This window comes from Piscinibacter defluvii, assembly GCF_004011805.1.
Lineage (GTDB): Bacteria > Pseudomonadota > Gammaproteobacteria > Burkholderiales > Burkholderiaceae_C > Piscinibacter > Piscinibacter defluvii.
In genome coordinates this window covers 13982-36272 of sequence record NZ_ML137198.1, presented here as the reverse complement: position 1 = coordinate 36272, position 22291 = coordinate 13982, and the positions used below count along the sequence as shown (strand labels likewise).

Genomic DNA, 22291 nt, shown 5'->3' with positions numbered 1-22291 from the left:
TCATGCTCACCGACGACGGCAAGCACCTGTACGTGTCCTGGGACGAGTACCACATGCTGATCGAACGGCTGGCGCTGAAGGTGCATGCCTCAGGCTGGGAGTTCGACCAGATCCTGTGCCTGGCCCGCGGCGGCATGCGCCCGGGCGACGTGCTGTCGCGCGTGTTCGACAAGCCGCTGGGCATCATGTCCACCAGTTCGTACCGCGCAGAGGCCGGCACCATCCAGGGCCGGCTCGACATGGCCAAGTACATCACGCTGCCCAAGGGCGACCTGGCCGGCCGCGTGCTGCTGGTCGACGACCTGGCCGATTCCGGCGTGACGCTGCGTGCCGTGGTCGACCGGCTGCGCGGCATGCCTTCGATCAGCGAGCTGCGCTCGGCCGTGATCTGGGTGAAGGGCGTGTCGACCTACACGCCGGACTACTTCGTCGAGCTGCTGCCCACCAGCCCGTGGATCCACCAGCCCTTCGAGGAGTACGACAACCTCCGCCCCGAGGGCCTGTCGAAGAAGTACGCGATCTGACACGCGCCCCAAAGAAAAAGGCCAGTGCATCTGCACTGGCCTTCTTATCATCTGGTGCCCAGGAAGGGACTCGAACCCCCACGGTGTTACCCGCTAGTACCTGAAACTAGTGCGTCTACCAATTCCGCCACCTGGGCATTTCAGGAAGTCTTGGACTATATCATCAAAACGAACCAACACACCAGCCCCCCCGCGATCGGCGCCGAACTGATGGCCGAGATCGAGGGCACCGTGCAGGGCCACCGCGACGGTCACGGCTTCGTGATCCGCGAGGATCGCCAGCCCGACATCTATCTCTCCCAGCAGGAGATGCGCGCGGTGCTGCACCGCGACCGCGTGCGCGTGCGCATCGTCCGCTTCGACCGCAAGGGCCGCCCCGAAGGCCGCGTGCTCGAGATCCTCGAGCGCCGCAAGTCGCCCATCATCGGGCGCCTGCTGCACGAGAGCGGCATCTGGCTCGTGGCGCCGGAGGACAAGCGCTACGGCCAGGACATCATGGTCCCGAAGAACGCGATCGCCAACGCGACCGCGGGCCAGGTGGTCGCCATCGAGCTGACCGAACCGCCGTCGATGTACTCGCAGCCCGTCGGCCGCGTGACCGAGGTGCTCGGCGAGATCGACGACCCCGGCATGGAGATCGAGATCGCGGTGCGCAAGTACGAGGTGCCGCACCGCTTCTCGCCCGAGACGCTGGCGCAGGCGGCCGGGCTGCCGGAGAAGATCCGGCCGGCCGACCGCAGGCACCGCATCGACCTGACCGACGTGCCGCTGGTCACCATCGACGGCGAGGACGCGCGCGACTTCGACGATGCGGTGTACTGCGAGCCGGCGAAGATCGGCCGCGTCAAGGCGCCCAACGCGTGGCGCCTGGTGGTGGCCATCGCCGACGTGTCGCACTACGTCAAGCCCGGCGAGCCGCTCGACGAGGATGCCTACGAGCGCGCCACCTCGGTCTACTTCCCGCGCCGCGTGATCCCGATGCTGCCGGAGAAGCTCAGCAACGGGCTGTGCTCGCTGAACCCGAACGAGGACCGCCTTGCGATGGTGTGCGACATGATCGTCGACGCCCATGGCGAGGTGCACGCCTACCAGTTCTTCCCGGCGGTGATCTGCTCGCACGCGCGCTTCACCTACACCGAGGTGGCGGCCATCCTGGCGAACACGCGGGGCCCGGAAGCGGCGCGCCGCGCCGAGCTGGTGCCGCACCTGCTGCACCTGCACGAGGTCTACCGCGCGCTGCTGAAGCAGCGCACGCAGCGTGGCGCGATGGACTTCGAGACCACCGAGACGCAGATCGTCTGCGACGAGAACGGCCGGATCGAGAAGATCGTGCCGCGCACCCGCAACGACGCGCACCGGCTGATCGAGGAGGCGATGCTCGCGGCCAACGTCTGTTCGGCCGACTTCATCGCGCGCGCCAAGCACCCGGCGCTGTACCGCGTGCACGAGGGGCCGACGCCGGAGAAGCGCACGCTGCTGCAGAACTACCTGAAGGCGCTCGGGCTCGGCCTGTCGATCAGCGAGGACCCGCACCCGAAGGAGTACCAGGCCATCGCGGCGGCCACCAAGGACCGGCCCGACGCGCTGCAGATCCACACCATGCTGCTGCGCTCGATGCAGCAGGCCATCTACACCGGCACCAACGCCGGCCACTTCGGCCTGGCCTACGAGGCCTACACGCACTTCACCAGCCCGATCCGCCGCTACCCCGACCTGCTGGTGCACCGCGTGATCAAGGCGCTGCTGACCGGCCGGCGCTACCACCTGCTCGGCGGCACGGTCGAGGAGGCGCCGAAGCACCGCCAGGGCGGCAAGCCGGTGCCGCGCCACGCGAGCGACGAACTCGAGCAATGGGAGGCGGCCGGCGCGCACTGCAGCGCCAACGAGCGCCGCGCCGACGAGGCCTCGCGCGACGTCGAGGCCTGGCTCAAGTGCCGCTACATGCGCGAGCACCTGGGCGAAGAGTACGCCGGCACGGTCAGCGCGGTGACGGGGTTCGGCCTGTTCGTGACGCTCGATGCGCTCTACGTCGAGGGCCTGGTGCACATCACCGAGCTGGGTGGCGAGTACTACCGCTTCGACGAGGCGCGCCAGGAACTGCGCGGCGAGCGCAGCGGCATCCGCTACGCCGTCGGCGCGCGGGTGCGTGTGCAGGTCATGCGGGTCGACCTGGACGGCCGGAAGATCGACTTCCGCATGGTGCGCGACAACGAGGACGATGCCGCGCGACTGCGCGCGCGCCGCGAGCGCGGGCTCGACAAGAGCGAGGCCGAGGGCGGCGAACTGGCTGCCGTGCGGGGTGCCGACCGGGCGGCGAAGAAGGCCGCCAAGTCGAGCCGCGGCGGCAAGGGCGCGGCACACCCGGTGCGGGCCGCGAAGAACGCGGCGCGCAAGTCCGGCAAGCGCTAGCGCCCGCCCGCCCCGGCCAGCGCCTCGACCAGCTCGGCGGCTCGCAGCAGCGGCCGCGGCGTCGTCTCGGCGGCGCGGCCGTGCTGCCAGACCGCCTGGCAGGCGGCGCGCCAGGCGCGCTCGAACGGGTCGCCCTCGCCGCGCTGCGCCCAGTGGCCGCCGAGCCAGCCGGCCAGCACGTCACCCGTGCCGGCGGTCGCGAGCGCGGCGTTGCCGCTGGCGTTGATGGCCGGCGGACGACCGGGCGCGGCAATGACGCTGCCCGATCCCTTGAGCACGACGACCGCCTGCAGTCGATCGGCCAGCGCCTGCGCCGCGGCAAGGCGATCGGCCTGCACCGGCGCCGCGCCGTCAAGGCCGAGCAGGCGTGCCGCCTCGAGTGGATGCGGCGTCAGCACGCTGGCTGCGCCACGTCGCGCCCGCATGCGCAGCACGTCCTGCAGTGCCGTGTCCGCGGCGACGGCGTTCAGCGCATCGGCATCGAGCAGCAGCCGCGCGGCGTGGCTCAGCAGGGCCGGCAGCGCGGCACGGATCACATCGCCGCCGCCGCAGCCGGCCACCACGGTGGTCGAGGCCAGCGTCGCCGGTGTCTGGCGGGCAGACCAGTCGTGCCGCAGCATCAGCTCCGGCCGCAGCAGATCGAGCGGAGCCGCGTCGGGGTCGAGCAGTTCCACGAACACCCGCCCGGCACCGGCCGCATGCGCCGCCCGGCCGGCCAGCAGCGCCGCGCCGGCCATGCCCCGCGCACCGCCGACCACCGCCACGTCACCAAAGCTGCCCTTGTGCTGGGCGTGGCGGCGCGGCGCCGGGGCGTCGGCGCCGCCGATCAGCGTTGCGGTCGACTCGATGGCGGACCATCCGCCTCCGAGTTCGTCCAGCCACACCTGCCCCGCCAGGTCGCGGCCCTGGCCGGTGAACAGCCCGGGCTTGAGCGTCAGCAGCGTCAACGTGTGCGCGGCCCGCACGCAGTCGGCACCCAGCGGCTGGCCGGTGTCCGGGTGCAGGCCCGAGGGCAGGTCGACAGCCAGCACCCGGCAGGGCAGGCCGTTCAGCGCCCGGATGGCCTCGGCCACCGCGCCCGTCGGTGCGCGGCTCGCCCCGAGGCCGAGCAGCGCGTCGATGACGAGATCCGCGGCGCCCAGCAGCGTCGGCTGCGGCGGGTCGATCACCACGCCGCCGGCACGGGCGCGCGCGAGCGCGTCGCGTGCATCGTCGGTGGCCGGCGCTCCCGCGAGCAGCACCTCGGTCCGCTTGCCCAGGCGTTGCAGTTCGAGCGCGGCTTCCAGGCCGTCGCCGCCGTTGTTGCCGGCCCCGGCCCAGACGCGGATCACCCGGGCGTGCGGCGCGAGCGCCAGCGCGAGCTGCGCCACCGCCGCGCCGGCACGGCGCATCAGCGTGTGCGGCGGCACGCTGTGCAGCGCCTGCGCCTCGAGCGTGCGGGTCGCGGCGAGGCCGTGCAGCGGCCGCTGCGGGCCGCAGGTCGCGATGCGTTGCATGCGCGCGATTGTGCGCGTCAGCGCCAGCGCGCGAGGCTGAGCCGCGTCAGGTCGACCGCGGCCGGCCGCCCGGCGAGGCGGTCGGCCAGCACACGTGCCGAGCCGCAGGCCAGCGCCCAGCCGCTGCTGCCGTGGCCGAGGTTCAGCCAGACGCCGGGCAGGCCGCTCTCGCCCAGCAGCGGCGGGCCGTCAGGCAGCATCGGGCGAGCGCCCTTCCAGCGCTGCACCTGGCTCATGTGGGCCGCGCCCGGGTACCAGTCGTGCAGCACCTTGTAGAGCGTCTCCAGCGGCGCCGGGTTCATGTGTTCGGCCGCGCCGCCGACCTCGGCACTGCCGGCCACGCGGATGCGGTTGCCGATGCGGCTGATGGCCACCTTGTAGCGCTCGTCCATCAGCGCGGCGCGCGGGCCGTGGTCCGGGTGGCCGTGGTGCTGGCGCAGCGGCGCGGTGATCGAGTAGCCGTACACCGGCTGCAGCGGCAGCCGCAGCCCGGCGCGGCGCAGCAGCGGGGCGGCGCCGAGCGCGGCGCAGACCACCACGGCGTCGAAGTGGTCGTCGGTGTCGCCGGCGGACATCGGGCGCGTCGCGTCGAACAGGTCGTCGGCCTGCGACAGCCGGGTGCTCTCGCCGACCACGACGCTGTGCTGCACGACGCGCGGGCGCTCGCCGGGCTCGATGCGGTCGACATGGCTGTGGAACACGAAGTTCACGCCGGCGCGCTGCGCCTCGTTGCGCAGCAGGTGCGCGAACTGGCGGCAGTTGCCCACCTCGGCATCGGCCAGGTGCACGCCGGCCTGCAGCGGCGTCTCGGGGTTCAGGTCGGGTTCGATCTCGCGGCAGCGCGCCGCGTCGACCAGGTGGAAGCGCACGCCGGCCTCGGCCAGCGTCTTCAGCGCGGGGCGCGCCAGCTTCAGGTCCTGCGGCGTGCGCAGCAGCACCAGGTAGCCGTCGTGGCGCTCGTACTCCAGCTTGAGGCGGGCGACGAGCTCGTGCAGGCGCGCCCGGCTGTACTGCGCCAGCGCCTGCATCGCCAGGCGGTTGGCCTGCCAGGTGCCCGGTTCGCAGGCGCGCCACCAGCGCCACAGCCAGCGCAGCGTGGCCGGATCCAGCGTCGGATGCAGCCGCACCGGGCCGTGACGCGAGAACAGCGAGCGCAGTGCCTTGCCGCGCATGCCCGGCGCCGCCCAGGGCGCGACATACCCCGGTGCGACCACGCCGGCATTGGCGAAGCTGGCCTCGGCCGCGACGCTGCCGCGGCGTTCGAACACCGTCACCTGGTGTCCGTCGGCGGCCAGTTCGTACGCGGTGGTGACGCCGACGATGCCGGCGCCGATGACGGCGACGTGCATGCTCAATGCACCACGTGCGCCAGCGCGCGCTCGATCGCCAGCGCGCGCTCGATCGCCAGCGCGGCGTCGAGCACGGTGTCGTCGTGCAGCGCGCCATGCCAGACCATCAGGCCGACCGGCCACTCGCCCGGCGCGTGGCAGGGCAGCGAGACGGCGCAGCCGTCCAGCAGGTTGACCACCGACGGGTTGCGCAGCAGCCGGGCGTTGGTGGCGAAGAAGGCCTCGTCGCTGGCCACCAGCGGGGCGATCGGCGGCGCGACGATCGGCACCGTCGGGCTCAGCAGCGCGTCGACGTCGGCGATGGCGGCCTCGGTGCGGGCGATCCAGTCGCGCCGGGCGTGCAGCAGGTCGATGTAGTCGGCCGCGCTCATCGTCTCGCCGGCGCGGATGCGCTGCGCGACACGCGGGTCGTAGTCGGCGCCGCGGCGCGCGAGCAACGCGCGGTGCCAGGCCCAGCTCTCGGCCGCGGCGAGCGTGCCGCGCGCGTTCAGCGCGGGGATGTCGGCCAGCGAGGGCAGGGCGCGCTCGACGATCTGCGCCCCGGCATCGCGCAGCGCCCGAACGGCGCGCTCGAACGCGGTGGCCACGGCCGGCTCGAGCGCGTCGAGCATCACCGTCGTGGGCAGCGCGAAGCGCAGCGCCGCGATCGGCCGGCGGGCCAGTGCCACGCGGCGTTGCGCGAGGATCTCGTGCAGCAGCACCGCATCGCGCACCGACAGCGTGATGGCGCAGACGGTGTCCAGCGAGGTCGAGAGCGGAATCGCCCCTTCGGCGGGGGTGAGCCGCGCGGTGTTCTTGAAGCCGACCAGGCCCTGAAGCGCGGCCGGGATGCGGATCGAGCCGCCGGTGTCCGAGCCGAGCGCCGCCCAGGCGGCGCCAGCGGCCACCGAGACTGCTCCGCCGGAGGTCGAGCCGCCGGGGATGCGCGGCGTCGCGTCCAGCGCCCGCGTGGCGACGTTCGCCGGCGTGCCGTGGTGCGGGTTGATGCCCACGCCCGAGAAGGCGAACTCGGTCATGTTGGTGCGCCCGATGAAGGCCGCACCGGCCGCGCGCAGGCGCGCCACGGCGGGGCAGTCGGCGGCGGCCGGCGGCGCGTCGGCCAGTGCGCGGCTGGCCGCGGCGGTGGTCTCGTCGGCGATGTCGAACAAGTCCTTGATGCTGACGGCCAGGCCGCGCAGCGGCGAGTCGGGCGCGGCGGCAGCGCACTCGGCGCGGGCCTGGTCGAAGCGCGTCGCGACGAAGGCGTTGCGGCAGGCCTCGGAGCTTGCCGCGGCGATGCCGAGTTCGAGCCGCTGCGCCGCGCTGATGGGTGCTGCACGTGCCGCGCACAGGTCTTCACGCGGGGCCGGTGATATACTCATTCGGTTTACCTGGGCGGTGGTGCTCGTCACCGCGCAGCCTGGGTGGACGAAATCGCGAAGCCGGCCGCTGCAAGGTGTCGTGTGATCCGTGAGCCACGTCGACAGACGTGACGGGAATCACGATTCGGGCCGGATTCTAGAACCAACCTTCGGAGTCGACATGACGATCAGCATGCGTGAGATGCTGGAAGCCGGTGTGCATTTTGGCCACCAGACGCGCTTCTGGAACCCCAAGATGGCCCCCTACATCTACGGCCATCGCAACAAGATCCACATCATCAACCTCGAGAAGACGCAGCCGCTCTTCAACGAGGCGATGAAGTTCATCCGCCAGCTCTCGGCCAAGCGCGGCACCATCCTGATGATCGGCACCAAGCGCCAGGCGCGCGACGTGATCAACCAGGAAGCGCACCGCTGCGGCATGCCCTTCGTCGACCAGCGCTGGCTCGGCGGCATGCTGACCAACTTCAAGACGGTCAAGGGCTCGCTGAAGAAGCTCAAGGACATGCAGGCCCAGGTCGAGGCCGGCAACGAGAACCGCACCAAGAAGGAAGCGCTGCTGTTCCAGCGCGAGCTGGCCAAGCTCGAGAAGGACATCGGCGGCATCCAGGACATGAACGCGCTGCCCGACGCGCTGTTCGTCATCGACGTCGGTTACCACAAGATCGCCATCTCCGAGGCCAAGAAGCTCGGCATCCCGGTGGTCGGCGTGGTCGACACGAACCATTCACCCGAGGACATCGACTACGTGATCCCCGGCAACGACGACTCGTCCAAGGCCGTCGCGCTGTACGCGCGCGCCGTGGCCGACGCGGTGCTCGAGGGCAAGGCCAACGCGACGGCCGACGTCGTCACCGCCGCCGGCGGCGAGGGCGACGAGTTCGTCGAGGTCGAGGAATCGGCCTGAGGTCCCCGGCGCCCCTCCGACTCGCCGCGCGCGACACGGAGTCGACAAAGGGGCTGTGACAGCCCCTTTTTCCTTGCATGAATCCCGCGCCGCGGCCGCCGTGCCGCGGCGCCAGCCTCACGGAGAACACGAGATGCCCGCTATCACCGCCAGCATGGTCGCCGAACTGCGCGCCAAGACCGACGCCCCGATGATGGAGTGCAAGAAGGCGCTGACCGAGGCCGACGGCGACCTGGGCCGCGCCGAGGAGATCCTGCGCGTCAAGCTCGGCAACAAGGCCGGCAAGGCCGCTGCCCGCATCACCGCCGAGGGCGTGGTCGCCGCGGTGGTCGATGGCACGACCGGCGCGCTGGTCGAGATCAACTGCGAGACCGACTTCGTCTCGAAGAACGACTCGTTCCTGGCCTTCGCCAAGGCCGCGGCCGAACTGGTCGCCAAGAGCAACCCGGCCGACGTGGCCGCGCTGTCGGCGCTGCCCTACAGCCAGGACGGCTTCGGCCCGACGCTGGAAGACGTGCGCAAGGGCCTGATCGGCAAGATCGGCGAGAACATGTCGATCCGCCGCTTCAAGCGCTATGCCGGCGGCGGCGCGCTGGCGCACTACCTGCACGGCACGCGCATCGGCGTGATGGTCGAGTACGCCGGCGATGGCGTGGCAGCCAAGGACGTGGCGATGCACGTCGCGGCCATGAAGCCGGCCGCGCTGTCCTCGGCCGACGTGCCGGCCGAGCTGGTCGACAAGGAGCGCAAGATCGCCACCGAGAAGGCGGCCGAGAGCGGCAAGCCGGCCGAGATCGTCGCCAAGATGGTCGAGGGCTCGGTGCAGAAGTTCCTGAAGGAAGTCAGCCTGCTCGACCAGGTGTTCGTCAAGGCGGCCGACGGCAAGCAGACCGTCGGCGCGATGCTCAAGGGCGCCAAGACCGAGGTGAAGGGTTTCACCCTGTACGTGGTCGGCGAGGGCATCGAGAAGAAGGCCGACGACTTCGCGGCGGAAGTGGCGGCGCAGGTGGCCGCGGCCAAGGGCGCCTGAGGCCGCGCTGGCCGGGGTGACGAACGTCCCCCGGCCGTTAGACTTGCGAGCCACCCGACCCACGCCGTCCGAGGACCCCACCGCATGCCCGCTTACAAGCGCATCCTGCTGAAACTTTCCGGCGAAGCCCTGATGGGCGAGGATGCCTACGGCATCAACCGCGCCACCATCGTGCGCATGGTGCGCGAGGTGCAGGAGGTCACGCAGCTCGGATGCGAGGTGGCGGTGGTGATCGGCGGCGGCAACATCTTCCGCGGCGTGGCCGGCGGCTCGGTCGGCATGGACCGGGCGACCGCCGACTACATGGGCATGCTCGCCACCGTGATGAACGCGCTGGCGCTGGCCGACACGATGCGCCAGGAGGGCATGACGGCGCGCGTGATGAGCGCCATCGCCATCGAGCAGGTGGTCGAGCCCTACGTGCGCCCGAAGGCGCTGCAGTACCTCGAGGAAGGCAAGGTCGTCGTGTTCGCCGCCGGCACCGGCAACCCCTTCTTCACCACCGACACCGCGGCCGCGCTGCGCGGCGCGGAGATCGGCGCGCAGATCGTGCTCAAGGCGACCAAGGTCGACGGCGTCTACACCGCCGACCCGAAGAAGGACCCGAGCGCGACGCGCTACTCGCAGATCACCTTCGACGAGGCGATCGTGAAGAACCTGCAGGTGATGGACGCCACCGCGTTTGCGCTGTGCCGCGACCAGAAGCTGCCGATCAAGGTGTTCTCGATCAACAAGCCCGGTTCGCTCAAGCGCGTGGTGCAGGGCGAGGACGAGGGCACGCTGGTGCACGTCTGAGGGTGTAGACGAACGGAGCCTGACATGACTGTTGCCGACATCCGCAAGACCGCCGAGGCCAAGATGGCCAAGACGATCGAGTCGTTCAAGCACGAGCTGGTGAAGATCCGCACCGGTCGCGCCCACCCGGGCATCCTCGACCAGGTGCACGTCGACTACTACGGCTCGATGGTGCCGATCAGCCAGGTCGCCAACGTGACGCTGCTGGACGCGCGCACGATCAGCGTGCAGCCCTGGGAGAAGGGCATGGGCGCGAAGATCGAGAAGGCGATCCGCGAGTCGGACCTCGGGCTGAACCCCTCGGCGCAGGGCGACCTGCTGCGTGTGCCGATGCCCGCGCTGACCGAGGAGCGCCGCCGCGAGCTGACCAAGGTCGTGCGCCACGCCGGCGAGGAGGCGCGCATCGCGGCGCGCAACGTGCGGCGCGACGCCAACGAGCACCTGAAGAAGCTGCTCAAGGACAAGGAGATCGGCGAGGACGAGGAGCGCCGCTCGCTCGAGCAGCTGCAGCGCCTGACCGACGGGACGATCGCCGAGATCGACCGGCTGGTCACCTCCAAGGAAGGCGAGATCATGGCGGTCTGAGGCCGCCGAACTCCCGCGCCAACCGAATCTCCCGTCGTGTCCTCCCCGGCCGCCATTCCGCGCCACGTCGCCATCGTGATGGATGGCAATGGCCGCTGGGCCAAGCGGCGCTTCCTGCCGCGTGTGTTCGGCCACAAGGCCGGGGTCGACGCGCTGGTGCGCACCGTGCTCGCCTGTGCCGACCGCGGCATCGAGCACCTGACCGTGTTCGCCTTCTCTTCGGAGAACTGGAAGCGCCCGGCCGAGGAGGTCTCGTTCCTGATGGGCCTGGTGCTGGTGGCGGTCGAGAAGTACCTCGCCAAGCTCGCCTCGCACGGCGTGCGCATCCGCATGATCGGCGACCGCGAGCAGCTCACCGACAAGCTGCGCGAGGCCTGCGACCGCGCCGAGGCCTCCACCGCGAGCAACACGCGCATCACGCTGTGGGTGGCGTTCGCCTACGGCGGCCGCTGGGACGTGGTGCAGGCCTGCCGCCAGGCGATGCGCGACGGCATCGACCCGGACAAGCTCGACGAAGCCACGCTGAACCGCTACATGGCGCTCGGCCAGGCCCCCGACCCCGACCTGCTGATCCGCACCGGCGGCGAGCTGCGCATCAGCAACTTCCTGCTCTGGCAGGCGGCCTACTCGGAGCTCGTGTTCACCGAGTGCCTGTGGCCGGACTTCGGCGAGGCCGAGCTCGACGCCGCGATCGCCGATTTCGCCGGCCGCGACAGGCGCTTCGGACTCGTCAAGCACACGCCGCTGCCGGCCACCGGAACCTGAGCCGCTTCCCCGATGCTCAAGCAGCGCGTGATCACGGCCCTCGTGCTGCTGGCCTTCCTGCTGCCGGCGCTGTTCGCGTCGGTGGCCTGGCCGTTCGCGGTGCTGACGCTGCTCCTGATCGGCGCGGCGGGCTGGGAATGGGGCCGGCTGAACGGTGCCGGCGCGGGCGCGATCGCCCTCGGCGTGCTGCTCGCGCTGGCCGGTGCCGCGGCCCTGTGGGCCGGTTGGGAGCGCCAGCCGCCGGCCATCGTGTGGAGGCTGGCCATGCTGGTGTGGGTGCTGGGCGGTGCCTGGATGCTGCGCGCCGGCCCGGCCGGGTGGCCCGCGCTCGCGGCGCCGCTGCGCTGGGGGCTCGGCGTGCTGCTGCTGTGGACCGCCTGGCTGGCGCTGGCGCATGCGCGGGTGCTCGGCATCAACTTCATCCTGTCGGTGTTCTGCCTGGTCTGGATGGCCGACGTCGCGGCCTATTTCGGCGGGCGGGCCTTCGGCCGGCGCAAGCTCGCCCCGGCCATCAGCCCGGGCAAGAGCTGGGAGGGCGTCTGGAGCGGCATGCTCGGCGTGCTGGTGCTGGCGCATGTGTGGCACGGGCTGGACGGCCGCGGCGCCTTCGATTCGGCCAGCCTGTACACGCGCCTGTTCGAGCGCCTGGGGCTGCTGCCGACGCTGCTGGCCCTCGTGTTCCTGGCGGCGATGAGCGTGGTCGGGGACCTGTTCGAGTCGCTGGTCAAGCGCAGCGTCGGCGCCAAGGACAGCAGCCAGCTGCTGCCCGGCCACGGCGGCGTGCTCGACCGCGTCGACGCGCTGCTGCCGGTATTCCCGATCGCGCTCGCGCTGGTGTCCTTGTGAGGTGTCGCTGATGCTCACCCGCCGCCCCCTGCAGGTCTGCATCCTCGGTTCGACCGGCTCGATCGGCACGAACACGCTGGACGTGATCACGCGCCACCCGGGCCGCTTCGAGGTGTTCGCGCTGACCGGCGCGAGCCGCGTCGACGACCTCGCCGCGCAATGCCTGCGCTGGAAGCCGCGTTACGCCGCGCTGCCCGATGCGCCGCGCGCGCGTGCCCTGCGCGAGCGGCTCGGCGCCGAAGGCGTGCGCACCGAGGTGCTGTCGGGGCCGGCGGCGCTGGCCGAGCTGGCGGCGCACCCGGAGGTGGATGCGGTGATGGCCGCGATCGTCGGCGCGGCGGGCCTCGAGTCCTGCCTCGCCGCGGCGCGTGCCGGCAAGCGGCTGCTGCTGGCCAACAAGGAGGCCATCGTCGTCGGCGGCGCGCTCTTCATGGACGCGGTGCGCGAGGGCGGCGCCGCGCTGCTGCCGATCGACAGCGAGCACTCGGCGATCTTCCAGTGCCTGCCCGAGGACCGCAGCGCCTGGCCGCAGCGCATCGACCACATCCTGCTCACCTCCTCCGGCGGTCCGTTCCGCACCCGCGACCCGGCCACGCTCGCCGCGGTGACGCCGGAGATGGCCGTGGCCCACCCGAACTTCGTGATGGGCCGCAAGATCTCGGTCGACTCGGCCACGATGATGAACAAGGCGCTCGAGGTGATCGAGGCCAAGTGGCTGTTCGACCTGCAGCCCGAGCAGGTGCGCGTGCTGATCCACCCGCAGCAGATCATCCACTCGATGGTGGTGTGCCGCGACAACTCGGTGCTGGCGCAGCTCGGCACGCCGGACATGCGGGTGCCGATCGCCTACGGGCTCTCGTTCCCCGAGCGCATCGAGTCCGGCGCCGCGGCGCTCGACTTCACCGCGCTGGCCGGACTCGGCTTCGAGGCGCCGGACGAGGCGCGCTACCCCGGCCTGCCGCTGGCCTGGGCCGCGCTGCGCTCGCGCCCGGGCAGCACCGCGGTGCTGAACGCGGCCAACGAGGTGGCGGTGTCCGCCTTCCTGGCCGGAACCATCCGCTTCGACCAGATTCACACGGTGAACGCGCGCACGATGGAGGCGGTGGAGCCCGAGCCCGGGTCGGTCGCCTCGCTCGAGGGCCTGCTCGAGCTCGACGCACGCACCCGCGCGGACGCGCAGCAGTTCGTCAAGGAGCTCCGCCGATGATCACCGTCGCCGCGTTCATCCTCACCCTCGGGGTGCTGATCGTCATCCACGAGTACGGCCACTACCGCGTGGCGGTGGCCTGCGGCGTGAAGGTGTTGCGCTTCTCGGTCGGCTTCGGCCGCGTGCTGTGGCGCCGCCAGGCCACGCCCGACAGCACCGAGTTCGTGATCTCGATGCTGCCGCTGGGCGGCTACGTGCGCATGCTCGACGAGCGCGAGGCGCCGGTCGACCGCCACGAACTGGGCCGCGCCTTCAACCGCAAGCCGCTGTGGCAGCGCACCGCGATCGTCGCCGCGGGCCCGCTGGCCAACCTGCTGCTGGCGGTGCTGCTCTATGCGGCGGCCAACTGGATCGGCGTCGACGAGCCGAAGGCCCTGATGGGCCCGCCGGCCGCCGGCAGCCTGGCCGAGCGAGCCGGGCAGAGGAGCGGCGACCTGGCCGTCGCCTGGTCGGCCGACGGCCAGCACTGGAGCGACCTGGCGTCGCTGCACGACCTGCGCTGGCAGGTCACGCAGTCGGTGCTCGACGGCCGGCCGCTGCACCTGCTGCTGACCGACGCGCAGGGTCACGGGCAGCGTCGCATCATGCTCGAGCTCGACACGCTCGGCGCACGCGAGGTGGATGCCGCGCTGATGCGCCGCATCGGCCTGGGCGCGGCCTTCAGCGAGCCGGTGCTCGGCGAGGTCAAGCCGGGCGGCCCGGCGGCGCGGGCCGGGCTGCGCGCGGGTGACCGCGTGCTGTCCATCGACGGCGAGCCGATCTCCGACGCGACGCGCATCCGCGACCTGATCCGTGCCGCCGGTGCCGACGGCAAGGCCGACGAGATGAGCTGGCGCGTCGAGCGCGGCGGGCAGACGGTGAGCGTGACGCTGGTGCCGGCGGTGGTCGCCGAGGGCGCGCAGACGGTCGGCCGTGCCGAGCTCTACCCGGGCCAGCCGCCGCAGATGGTCAAGGTGCGCTACGGTCTGCTCGACGGTGTGTCACGGGCCGTGACACGCACCTGGGAGATGTCGACGCTGACGCTGACGATGCTGGGCAAGATGATCATCGGCGAAGCCTCGCTGAAGAACCTCAGCGGCCCGCTGACGATCGCCGACTACGCCGGGCAGTCTGTGCAGCTCGGTCTGGCCTACTACCTCGGCTTCCTGGCCGTGGTCAGCGTGAGCCTCGGGGTGCTGAACCTGCTGCCGCTGCCGATGCTCGACGGTGGGCACCTCATGTATTATCTCTTCGAGGGTGTGACGGGGCGGCCGGTGTCCGACTTGTGGCTCGAGCGGCTGCAGCGTGGCGGGGTGGCCATCATGTTGATGATGATGTCCCTGGCGCTCTACAACGACGTGGCCCGCCTGCTGGGCCTGCACTGATCCCCCGATTCACCGCATGCCGCCTTCGTCCCGCGCGACCGACTTCCGACCCACGCTCCTCTCCCTCGCGCTCGCGGCCGCGCTGCAGGCCGGGTCCGCGTGGGCCGTCGAGCCGTTCACGCTGAAGGACATCCGCGTCGAGGGCCTGCAGCGCACCGACGCGGGCACCGTGTTCGCGTCGCTGCCCTTCCGCATCGGCGACCTCTACAACGACGAGAAGGGCTCCGCCGCGCTGCGCGCGCTGTTCGCCACCGGCCTGTTCAAGGACGTGCGCATCGAGATCGACGACGGTGTCGTCATCGTGATCGTCGAGGAGCGCCCGGTCATCGCGGCGATCGACTTCGCCGGGCTGAAGGAGTTCGACAAGGACACGCTGGTCAAGTCGCTGAAGGATTTCGGCATCGGCGAGGGACTGCCCTTCGACAAGGCGCTGGCCGACCGCGCCGAGCAGGAACTCAAGCGCCAGTACCTGACGCGCAGCCTGTACGGCGCCGAGGTGGTGACCACCGTCACGCCGCTGGAGCGCAACCGCGTCAACGTGACCTTCACGATCACCGAGGGCGCGGCGGCCAAGATCAGCGAGATCCGCATCGTCGGCAACAAGGCCTTCTCCGAGGGCACGCTCAAGGGCCTGTTCGACCTGAACGACGGTGGCTGGCTGAACTGGTACACCAAGGCCGACCGCTACTCGCGCACCAAGCTCAATGCCGACCTGGAGACGCTGCGCGCCTACTACCTGAACCGCGGCTACCTCGAGTTCAATGTCGATTCGACCCAGGTCGCGATCTCGCCGGACAAGCAGGACATCACCGTCACCATCAACATCACCGAGGGCCAGCCCTACACGGTGACGGCGGTGCGGCTCGAGGGCGATTACCTCGGCAAGGAGGAGGACTTCAAGACCCTGGTCAAGATCAAGCCCGGCGAACCCTACCGCGCCGAGCAGGTCACCGAGACGACCAAGGCCTTCTCCGACCGCTTCGGCACCTTCGGCTACGCGTTCGCGCGCATCGACGCCCGGCCCGACATCGACCGCGCCACCGGGCGCGTGGCGCTGACCCTGTTCGCCGACCCGGCGCGGCGCGTCTACGTGCGCCGCATCGGCGTGGCCGGCAACACGCGCACGCGTGACGAGGTGGTGCGACGCGAGTTCCGCCAGTTCGAATCGTCCTGGTACGACGGCAGCAAGATCAAGCTCTCGCGTGACCGGGTCGACCGGCTCGGCTACTTCAGCGAGGTGAGCGTCGACACCACCGAGGTGCCGGGCACGCCCGACCAGGTCGACCTGACCGTCTCGATCAAGGAGAAGCCCACCGGCAACCTGCTGCTCGGTGCGGGCTTCTCGTCGGCCGACAAGCTCTCGCTGACCGCCTCGATCAAGCAGGAGAACGTGTTCGGCTCGGGCAACTACCTCGGCCTGGAGGTCAACACCAGCAAGAGCAGCCGCACCCTGGTGCTCAGCACGGTGGACCCGTACTTCACGATCGACGGCATCTCGCGCGCGATCGACCTCTACTACCGCACCACCAAGCCGATCAACAGCCAGGGCGAGCAGTACCAGCTGGTGACGCCGGGTGCCGCGATCCGCTTTGGCGTGCCGTTCTCCGAGTACGACACGGTGTTCTTCGGCATCGGCGCCGAGCGCACCGAGATCAAGGGCGGCAACGCGATGCCGAACAACCTGTACCTGTACAGGAAGAACTTCGGCGACGTCAGCCACACCTTCCCGCTCACCGTCGGCTGGACACGCGACCAGCGCGACTCGGCGCTGGTGCCCAACGACGGCAGCTACAAGCGCGTCAACGTCGACTGGGGCTTTGCCGGCGACACGCGCTACGTGCGCACCAACCTGCAGTACCAGCACTACTGGCCGTTCGCGCGCCAGTTCACCTTCGCGATCAACGGCGAGCTCGGCTACGGCCGAGGCCTGGGCGGCCGGCCGTACCCGGTGTTCAAGAACTTCTACGGCGGCGGCCTGGGCACGGTGCGTGCGTTCGACCAGGGCTCGCTCGGCCCGGCCGACGTCACCGGTGCTTACATCGGCGGCAACCGGCGACTCAACCTGAACAGCGAGTTGTACGTTCCCGTACCAGGGGCCGGCAACGACCGCACGTTGCGCATCTTCGGCTACGTGGACGCCGGCAACGTCTGGGGCGAGCAGGAGCGTTTGACGCTGGATTCGCTGCGCGCCTCGGCCGGCATCGGCCTGAGCTGGATCTCGCCGGTGGGCCCGCTGAAGCTCAGCTACGGCACGCCGATCCGCAAGGAGCCGAACGATAGAATCCAGCGACTTCAATTCCAGATCGGGACCGCGTTTTGATGAATACCTCCCTGAAGTCGGCGATGGCCGCCGTGCTGTTTGCCGCCGCACTGGGTGCGCAGGCCCAGGAACTGAAGATCGGTTACGTGAACGCCGACCGGGTGCTGCGCGATGCGGCGCCGGCCAAGGCGGCCCAGGCCAAGCTCGAGGCCGAGTTCGGCAAGCGCGAGAAGGAGATCGCCGAACTCGCCAACCGGCTCAAGGCCGCCGGCGAGAAGCTCGACAAGGACGCGCCGACACTCTCCGAGGCCGAGCGCACGCGCCGCCAGCGCGACCTGGTCGAGCAGGACCGCGAGTTCCAGCGCAAGCGCCGCGAGTTCCAGGAAGACCTGACGCAGCGCAAGAACGAGGAGCTGGCCTCCGTCGTCGAGCGCGCCAACAAGGTGATGAAGCAGATCTTCGACACCGAGAAGTACGACCTGATCATCCAGGAGGCCGTGTTCGCCGGCCCCCGGGTCGACATCACCGACAAGGTCATCAAGGCGCTGAACGGGCAGACCCCCGCGGCGAAGTGATGCATGCCGCCGCTGGACGTCGCTCTGCGTGACATCGCCGGGCAGCTCGGCGGCGAACTGGTCGGCGACGGCGCGCTGCGCATCCACCGCATCGGCCCGCTCGAAGGCGCCGACGCCCACACGCTCTCCTTCCTCGCCAATCCGCGCTACGCGCCGCAGCTGCAGGCCACGCAGGCCGGCTGCGTGATCGTCGGTCCGGCGATGCGCGACGCCGCCGTCGCGCGCGGCGCGGCGATCGTCACGCCCGACCCCTACCACTACTTCGCCCGGCTCACGCAGTGGTGGGCGGCACGCGCGCGTCCGCCGGTGGCGGCGGGCGTGCACCCGATGGCCTGGGTCGACCCGAGCGCGGTGATCGCGCCGGACGCCTCGATCGGCCCGTTCTGCTTCGTCGGCGCGGGCGCGCGGGTCGGCGCCGGCACGCGGCTCGCACCGCGCGTGACGCTGATGGACGGCTGCTCGATCGGCGCGCGCGGCATCGTGCACAGCGGCGCGGTGATCGGCGCCGACGGCTTCGGCTTCGCGCCGGTGCGCGAGGGCGACGGGCTGCGCTACGAGAAGATCGAGCAGCTCGGCGGCGTGCGCATCGGCGACGACGTCGAGATCGGCGCCAACGCCTGTGTCGACCGCGGCGCGCTCGAGGACACGGTGATCGAGGACGGCGTCAAGCTCGACAACATGGTGCAGATCGCCCACAACGTGCGCGTCGGCCGTCACACGGCGTTCGCCGGCAGCTCGGGCGCGGCCGGCAGCGCGGTGATCGGCGCCTACTGCACGATCGGCGGCGCGGCGGTCATCCTCGGCCACCTGACGCTGGCCGACCACGTTCACATCTCGGCGGCCTCGGTGGTGATGCGCTCGATCCGCCAGCCCGGCACCTACAGCGGCGTGTTTCCCATCGACGACAATGCGGCCTGGGAGAAGAATGCCGCCACGCTGCGGCAGCTCCATTCGCTGCGCGAGCGCATCCGCGCGCTCGAGAAGAACGTGAGACAACAACCATGAGCACCACCGGGCTGGACATCCACCAGATCTTCCACAAGCTGCCGCACCGCTACCCCTTCCTGATGGTCGACCGCGTGCTGCTGCTCGAGAAGGGCCAGCGCATCCGCGCGCTGAAGAACGTCAGCGTCAACGAACCCTTCTTCACTGGCCACTTCCCGCACCGGCCGGTGATGCCCGGCGTGATGATGCTCGAGGCGCTGGCGCAGGCCGCCGCCATCCTCGCGTTCGAGACGCTCGGCCAGGAACCCGACAAGAACACCGTCTACTACTTCGCCGGCGTCGACAACGCGCGCTTCAAGCGCCCGGTCGAGCCGGGCGACCAGCTCATCCTCGAGGCCACGCTCGGCCGCAACAAGGCCGGCATCTTCAAGTTCCAGGTGCGTGCGCTGGTCGACGAGGAGGTGGCCGTCGAGGCGGACATCACCTGCGCGATGCGCAACGTCGGCTGAGGTCCAGCGCACGATGGCCAGCATCCACCCCAGCGCGGTCGTCGACCCGGCCGCCGAGCTCGGCGAGAACGTCACCATCGGCCCCTACGCCGTCGTGAACGCCGGCGTGCGCATCGGCGAGGGCACGAGCATCGGCGCGCACGCCGTGATCGACGGCCGCACGACGATCGGACGCGACAACCGCATCTTCCCGTTCGCCGCCATCGGCGGCATGCCGCAGGACAAGAAGTACCGCGGCGAGCCCACCGAGCTGATCATCGGCGACGGCAACACGATCCGCGAGTACTGCACGCTGAACACCGGCACCGTGCAGGACGGCGGTGTCACCCGCATCGGCGACGACAACTGGATCATGGCCTACGTGCACATCGCGCACGATTGCCAGCTCGGCAGCCACATCATCATCGCCAACGCCACGCAGCTCGGCGGCCACGTGCACCTGGCCGACTGGGTGTTCCTCGGCGGGCTGTCGGGCGTGCACCAGTTCGTGCGCGTCGGCGCGCACGCGATGACCGGCTTCCAGACGCGCCTGTCGCAGGACCTGCCGCCCTTCGTCACCGCCGCCGGCAACCCGGCCGAGGCGCAGGGCATCAACGCCGAGGGCCTGAAGCGGCGCGGCTACACCGCCGAGCGCATCGCCCAGGTCAAGGCGATGCACAAGTCGCTCTACCGCAAGGGCCTGACGCTGGCCGCCGGCATCGCCGAGATCGCCGCGATGAAGGGCCAGTCGCCCGAGACGGATGCCGACGTCGACCTGATGCTCGGCTTCCTGGGCGACGCCAGCCGCGGCATCGTCCGCTAGGTCGCGGAGCATGGCGCCGCGTTTCGGCATGGTGGCCGGCGAGGCCTCCGGCGACCTGCTCGCCGGGCTGCTGCTGGGCGGCCTGCGCCAGCGCTGGCCCGAGCTGCAGGCCTTCGGCATCGGCGGGCCGGCGATGGCCCGGCACGGCTTCGAGGCCTGGTGGCCGCACGACAAGCTGGCGGTGCGCGGCTATGTCGAGGTGCTGAGCCACTACCGCGAGCTGCTGGGCATCCGCAACCAGCTCGGCGAGCGCCTGCTGAAGGAGCGGCCCGACGTCTTCATCGGCGTGGACGCGCCCGACTTCAACCTCGAGCTCGAGACGCGCCTGAAGGCCACCGGCGTGAAGACGGTGCACTTCGTCAGTCCGTCGATCTGGGCCTGGCGCGGCAAGCGCATCGAGAAGATCCGCAAGGCGGCCGACGAGGTGCTGTGCATCTTCCCGTTCGAGCCGCCGATCTACGCCAAGCAGGGCATCCCGGCCACCTACGTGGGGCACCCGCTGGCCGACACCATCCCGCTCGAGGTGCCGCGCGCCGCGGCGCGGGCGGCGCTCGGGCTGGCCGAGGGCGACACCGTGGTGGCCTTGCTGCCGGGCAGCCGGCGCTCGGAGATCCAGTACATCGCGCCGCGCCTGTTCGACGCCGCCGCACAAATGCAGGCGCTGCGGCCCGGGCTGCGCTACCTGCTGCCGGTGGTGCCGGGGCTGCGCCACCTGGTCGAGCCGCTGCGCAAGCTGCACGCCGAGCAGGTGGCCGTCGAGCTGCTGGACGGCCGCTCGCACGAACTGCTGGCCGCCTGCGACGTGACGCTCGTGGCCAGCGGCACCGCCACGCTCGAGGCCGCGCTGTTCAAGCGCCCGATGGTGATCTGCTACGCGATGCACGCGCTGTCGTGGCAGATGATGAAGCGCATGAAGTACCAGCCCTGGGTCGGCCTGCCCAACATCCTGCTGCGCGACTTCGCGGTGCCCGAGCTGATCCAGGGCGACGCCACGCCCGAGCGCCTGGCGCATGCCGCGCTCGCCTGGCTGGACGACGCACCGCGCTGCGCGGCGCTGCACTCGCGCTTCGAGGCGCTGCACCGGGAACTGCGCTGCGACACCGCGCGCACCGCCACCGATGCCATCGAGAAGCTCCTCGCGCGTTGAGCAGCTCGGCCTGCGCTTCGACGCGCCGGGCCTGCTGGCCGGCGTGGACGAGGCCGGCCGCGGGCCGCTGGCCGGGCCGGTGGTCGCCGCCGCGGTGATCCTCGACGAGCTGAACCCGATCAAGGGCCTGGCCGATTCCAAGCAGCTCACCGCCTTGCGCCGCGAGACGCTGTTCGACGAGATCCGCGCCCGGGCGCTGTGCTGCAGCATCGCCGAGGCGAGCGTGGACGAGATCGACCGGCTCAACATCCTGCAGGCCACGCTGCTGGCGATGCGCCGGGCGGTCGAGGGCCTGCGCCTGAAGCCGGGCAAGGTGCTGGTGGACGGCAACCGCATCCCGGTGCTGAAGGTGCCGGCCGAGGCGATCGTCAAGGGCGACGCCAAGGTGCCGGCGATCTCGGCCGCCTCCATCCTCGCCAAGGTGCACCGCGACCGCCTGTGCGCGGCGCTGCACGAGCAGCACCCGCAGTACGGCTTCGACGGCCACAAGGGTTATCCGACGCCCGAGCACCTGGCGGCACTGCGCACGCACGGCGCCTGCCCGCAGCACCGGCGCTCGTTCGCGCCGGTGCGCGAGGTGCTGGAATCGCGTTCATGAGCGTGGCGCCGAAGGCGATCAGTTCGCGCGACAACCCGCTGCTGGTGCGCCTGCGCAAGCTCGTTGCCGACCCGGGCGGCTACCGCAAGGCGGGTGTGCTGTGGATCGAGGGCGAGCACCTGTGCGAGGCCTTCGTCGCCAAGGGCGGCGTGCCGGCGCAGGCGATCCTCACCGAAGCCGGCTGGCAGCGCCCGGGGCTGCGCACGCTGGCCGAGTGCGCCTCTGCCGTGGCGCTGCTGCCGCCGGCGCTGATGGCGGGGCTGAGCACGCTCGAATCGCCGGCGCCGCTGGGCTTCGTCGTCGACTGGCCGGGCAGCCCGGCACCCGATCCGCAGGCGCCCAGCGTGGTGCTCGACCGGCTGCAGGACGCCGGCAACGTGGGCGCCATCCTGCGCAGCGCGGCGGCCTTCGGCTTCGCCCAGGTGCTGGCGCTCAAGGGCACCGCGGCGCTCTGGTCGTCCAAGGTGCTGCGCGCCGGCATGGGCGCGCACTTCGGGCTGCGCCTGGTCGAGGGCCTGGAGCCCGGCGCACTCGGGGCGCTGCAGTTGCCGCTGATGGCGACCAGCTCGCACGGCGCGACGGCGATCGACGCGACACGCCTGCCCTGGCCTTGCGCCTGGGTCTTCGGCCACGAGGGGCAGGGCGTGTCGGACGAGGTTCGTGGACATTGCGCGCTCGAACTGGGAATCCCGCAACCCGGGGGGGAGGAGTCGCTGAACGTCGCCGCCGCGGCGGCGGTGTGCCTGTACGAGTCGAGCCGGCAGCGCCGCGGGCGTCCGTCGACCGGATGAGGCCGCGCTATCGGGCGCAAGACCTT

At 71.1% G+C, this 22291-nt stretch carries 21 protein-coding genes and 1 tRNA gene; 18 read left to right on the top strand and 4 right to left on the bottom strand.

Annotation, left to right across the window (positions count from 1 at the left end):
* Positions 1-2: 2 nt before the first annotated feature.
* Positions 3-524, top strand: coding sequence for a phosphoribosyltransferase (locus tag D9C15_RS05625; RefSeq protein ID WP_127996469.1), 522 nt, complete (start codon positions 3-5; stop codon positions 522-524).
* Positions 525-576: 52 nt separating this feature from the next.
* Here the strand turns inward: D9C15_RS05625 and D9C15_RS05620 are convergent.
* Positions 577-661, bottom strand: a tRNA-Leu gene (locus D9C15_RS05620).
* A 58-nt stretch (positions 662-719) separates the two neighbouring features.
* Between D9C15_RS05620 and rnr the strand changes: the two genes are divergently transcribed.
* Complete coding sequence (rnr, locus tag D9C15_RS05615; RefSeq protein WP_240668314.1) at positions 720-2933, top strand: ribonuclease R; 2214 nt, start codon at positions 720-722, stop codon at positions 2931-2933.
* Here rnr and D9C15_RS05610 read toward each other — a convergent pair.
* From D9C15_RS05610 to D9C15_RS05600, 3 genes are read right to left on the bottom strand one after another with little or no spacing between them, the layout of a single operon-like run.
* A complete protein-coding gene (locus tag D9C15_RS05610; RefSeq protein WP_127996467.1) occupies positions 2930-4429 on the bottom strand; it encodes an NAD(P)H-hydrate dehydratase in 1500 nt (499 codons plus the stop codon). The two genes, rnr and D9C15_RS05610, sit on opposite strands and share 4 nt — an antisense overlap.
* Positions 4430-4446: 17 nt before the next feature.
* Positions 4447-5778 carry a D-amino acid dehydrogenase gene (locus tag D9C15_RS05605; RefSeq protein ID WP_127996466.1) on the bottom strand — a complete coding sequence of 444 codons (1332 nt, stop codon included), beginning with the start codon at positions 5776-5778 and terminating at the stop codon, positions 4447-4449.
* Between the two features lie 2 nt (positions 5779-5780).
* Positions 5781-7139: an amidase gene (locus D9C15_RS05600; protein ID WP_127996465.1), complete on the bottom strand. Its 1359-nt coding sequence runs from the start codon at positions 7137-7139 to the stop codon at positions 5781-5783.
* Positions 7140-7299: 160 nt separating this feature from the next.
* Here D9C15_RS05600 and rpsB point away from each other — a divergent pair, with 160 nt between their 5' ends.
* The 16 genes from rpsB to D9C15_RS05520 all read left to right on the top strand — a co-directional run bounded on the left by rpsB (position 7300) and on the right by D9C15_RS05520 (position 22265).
* Positions 7300-8046 (top strand): 30S ribosomal protein S2, encoded by a 747-nt coding sequence (gene rpsB / locus D9C15_RS05595; RefSeq protein WP_127996464.1) that lies wholly within the window; start codon positions 7300-7302, stop codon positions 8044-8046.
* Positions 8047-8179: 133 nt separating this feature from the next.
* A complete protein-coding gene (gene tsf / locus D9C15_RS05590) occupies positions 8180-9076 on the top strand; it encodes a translation elongation factor Ts (protein ID WP_127996463.1) in 897 nt (298 codons plus the stop codon).
* A gap of 84 nt (positions 9077-9160) precedes the next feature.
* The gene (gene pyrH / locus D9C15_RS05585; RefSeq protein ID WP_127996462.1) at positions 9161-9871 is read left to right on the top strand and encodes a UMP kinase; all 711 of its coding nucleotides are present in this window, start codon (positions 9161-9163) and stop codon (positions 9869-9871) included.
* Positions 9872-9895: 24 nt separating this feature from the next.
* Positions 9896-10456 carry a ribosome recycling factor gene (frr, locus tag D9C15_RS05580; RefSeq protein WP_127996461.1) on the top strand — a complete coding sequence of 187 codons (561 nt, stop codon included), beginning with the start codon at positions 9896-9898 and terminating at the stop codon, positions 10454-10456.
* Positions 10457-10492: 36 nt separating this feature from the next.
* Positions 10493-11221 carry a polyprenyl diphosphate synthase gene (gene uppS / locus D9C15_RS05575; protein ID WP_127996460.1) on the top strand — a complete coding sequence of 243 codons (729 nt, stop codon included), beginning with the start codon at positions 10493-10495 and terminating at the stop codon, positions 11219-11221.
* Positions 11222-11233: 12 nt separating this feature from the next.
* Positions 11234-12067, top strand: a complete 834-nt coding sequence (locus D9C15_RS05570) for a phosphatidate cytidylyltransferase (protein ID WP_127996459.1) — start codon at positions 11234-11236, stop codon at positions 12065-12067.
* Positions 12068-12077: 10 nt separating this feature from the next.
* Complete coding sequence (dxr, locus tag D9C15_RS05565) at positions 12078-13274, top strand: 1-deoxy-D-xylulose-5-phosphate reductoisomerase (RefSeq protein ID WP_127996458.1); 1197 nt, start codon at positions 12078-12080, stop codon at positions 13272-13274.
* Positions 13271-14638, top strand: coding sequence for an RIP metalloprotease RseP (gene rseP / locus D9C15_RS05560; RefSeq protein WP_127996457.1), 1368 nt, complete (start codon positions 13271-13273; stop codon positions 14636-14638). Before dxr ends, rseP begins: the two co-directional genes overlap by 4 nt.
* 16 nt (positions 14639-14654) lie before the next feature.
* Positions 14655-16958 carry an outer membrane protein assembly factor BamA gene (bamA, locus tag D9C15_RS05555; RefSeq protein ID WP_127996456.1) on the top strand — a complete coding sequence of 768 codons (2304 nt, stop codon included), beginning with the start codon at positions 14655-14657 and terminating at the stop codon, positions 16956-16958.
* Positions 16958-17473, top strand: a complete 516-nt coding sequence (locus D9C15_RS05550; RefSeq protein WP_127996455.1) for an OmpH/Skp family outer membrane protein — start codon at positions 16958-16960, stop codon at positions 17471-17473. Before bamA ends, D9C15_RS05550 begins: the two co-directional genes overlap by 1 nt.
* Before the next feature lie 12 nt (positions 17474-17485).
* The gene (locus D9C15_RS05545) at positions 17486-18478 is read left to right on the top strand and encodes a UDP-3-O-(3-hydroxymyristoyl)glucosamine N-acyltransferase (protein WP_375138752.1); all 993 of its coding nucleotides are present in this window, start codon (positions 17486-17488) and stop codon (positions 18476-18478) included.
* A complete protein-coding gene (fabZ, locus tag D9C15_RS05540) occupies positions 18475-18927 on the top strand; it encodes a 3-hydroxyacyl-ACP dehydratase FabZ (RefSeq protein ID WP_127996453.1) in 453 nt (150 codons plus the stop codon). The genes D9C15_RS05545 and fabZ overlap by 4 nt, the downstream gene beginning before the upstream one ends.
* A 13-nt stretch (positions 18928-18940) precedes the next feature.
* Positions 18941-19729 (top strand): acyl-ACP--UDP-N-acetylglucosamine O-acyltransferase, encoded by a 789-nt coding sequence (gene lpxA, locus D9C15_RS05535; protein WP_127996452.1) that lies wholly within the window; start codon positions 18941-18943, stop codon positions 19727-19729.
* Positions 19730-19739: 10 nt separating this feature from the next.
* Positions 19740-20876, top strand: a complete 1137-nt coding sequence (gene lpxB, locus D9C15_RS05530) for a lipid-A-disaccharide synthase (RefSeq protein WP_240668299.1) — start codon at positions 19740-19742, stop codon at positions 20874-20876.
* On the top strand, positions 20848-21474 hold the full coding sequence (gene rnhB, locus D9C15_RS05525) for a ribonuclease HII (protein WP_127996451.1): 627 nt from the start codon (positions 20848-20850) through the stop codon (positions 21472-21474). Before lpxB ends, rnhB begins: the two co-directional genes overlap by 29 nt.
* On the top strand, positions 21471-22265 hold the full coding sequence (locus tag D9C15_RS05520; RefSeq protein WP_127996450.1) for a TrmH family RNA methyltransferase: 795 nt from the start codon (positions 21471-21473) through the stop codon (positions 22263-22265). Before rnhB ends, D9C15_RS05520 begins: the two co-directional genes overlap by 4 nt.
* Positions 22266-22291 lie beyond the last annotated feature (26 nt).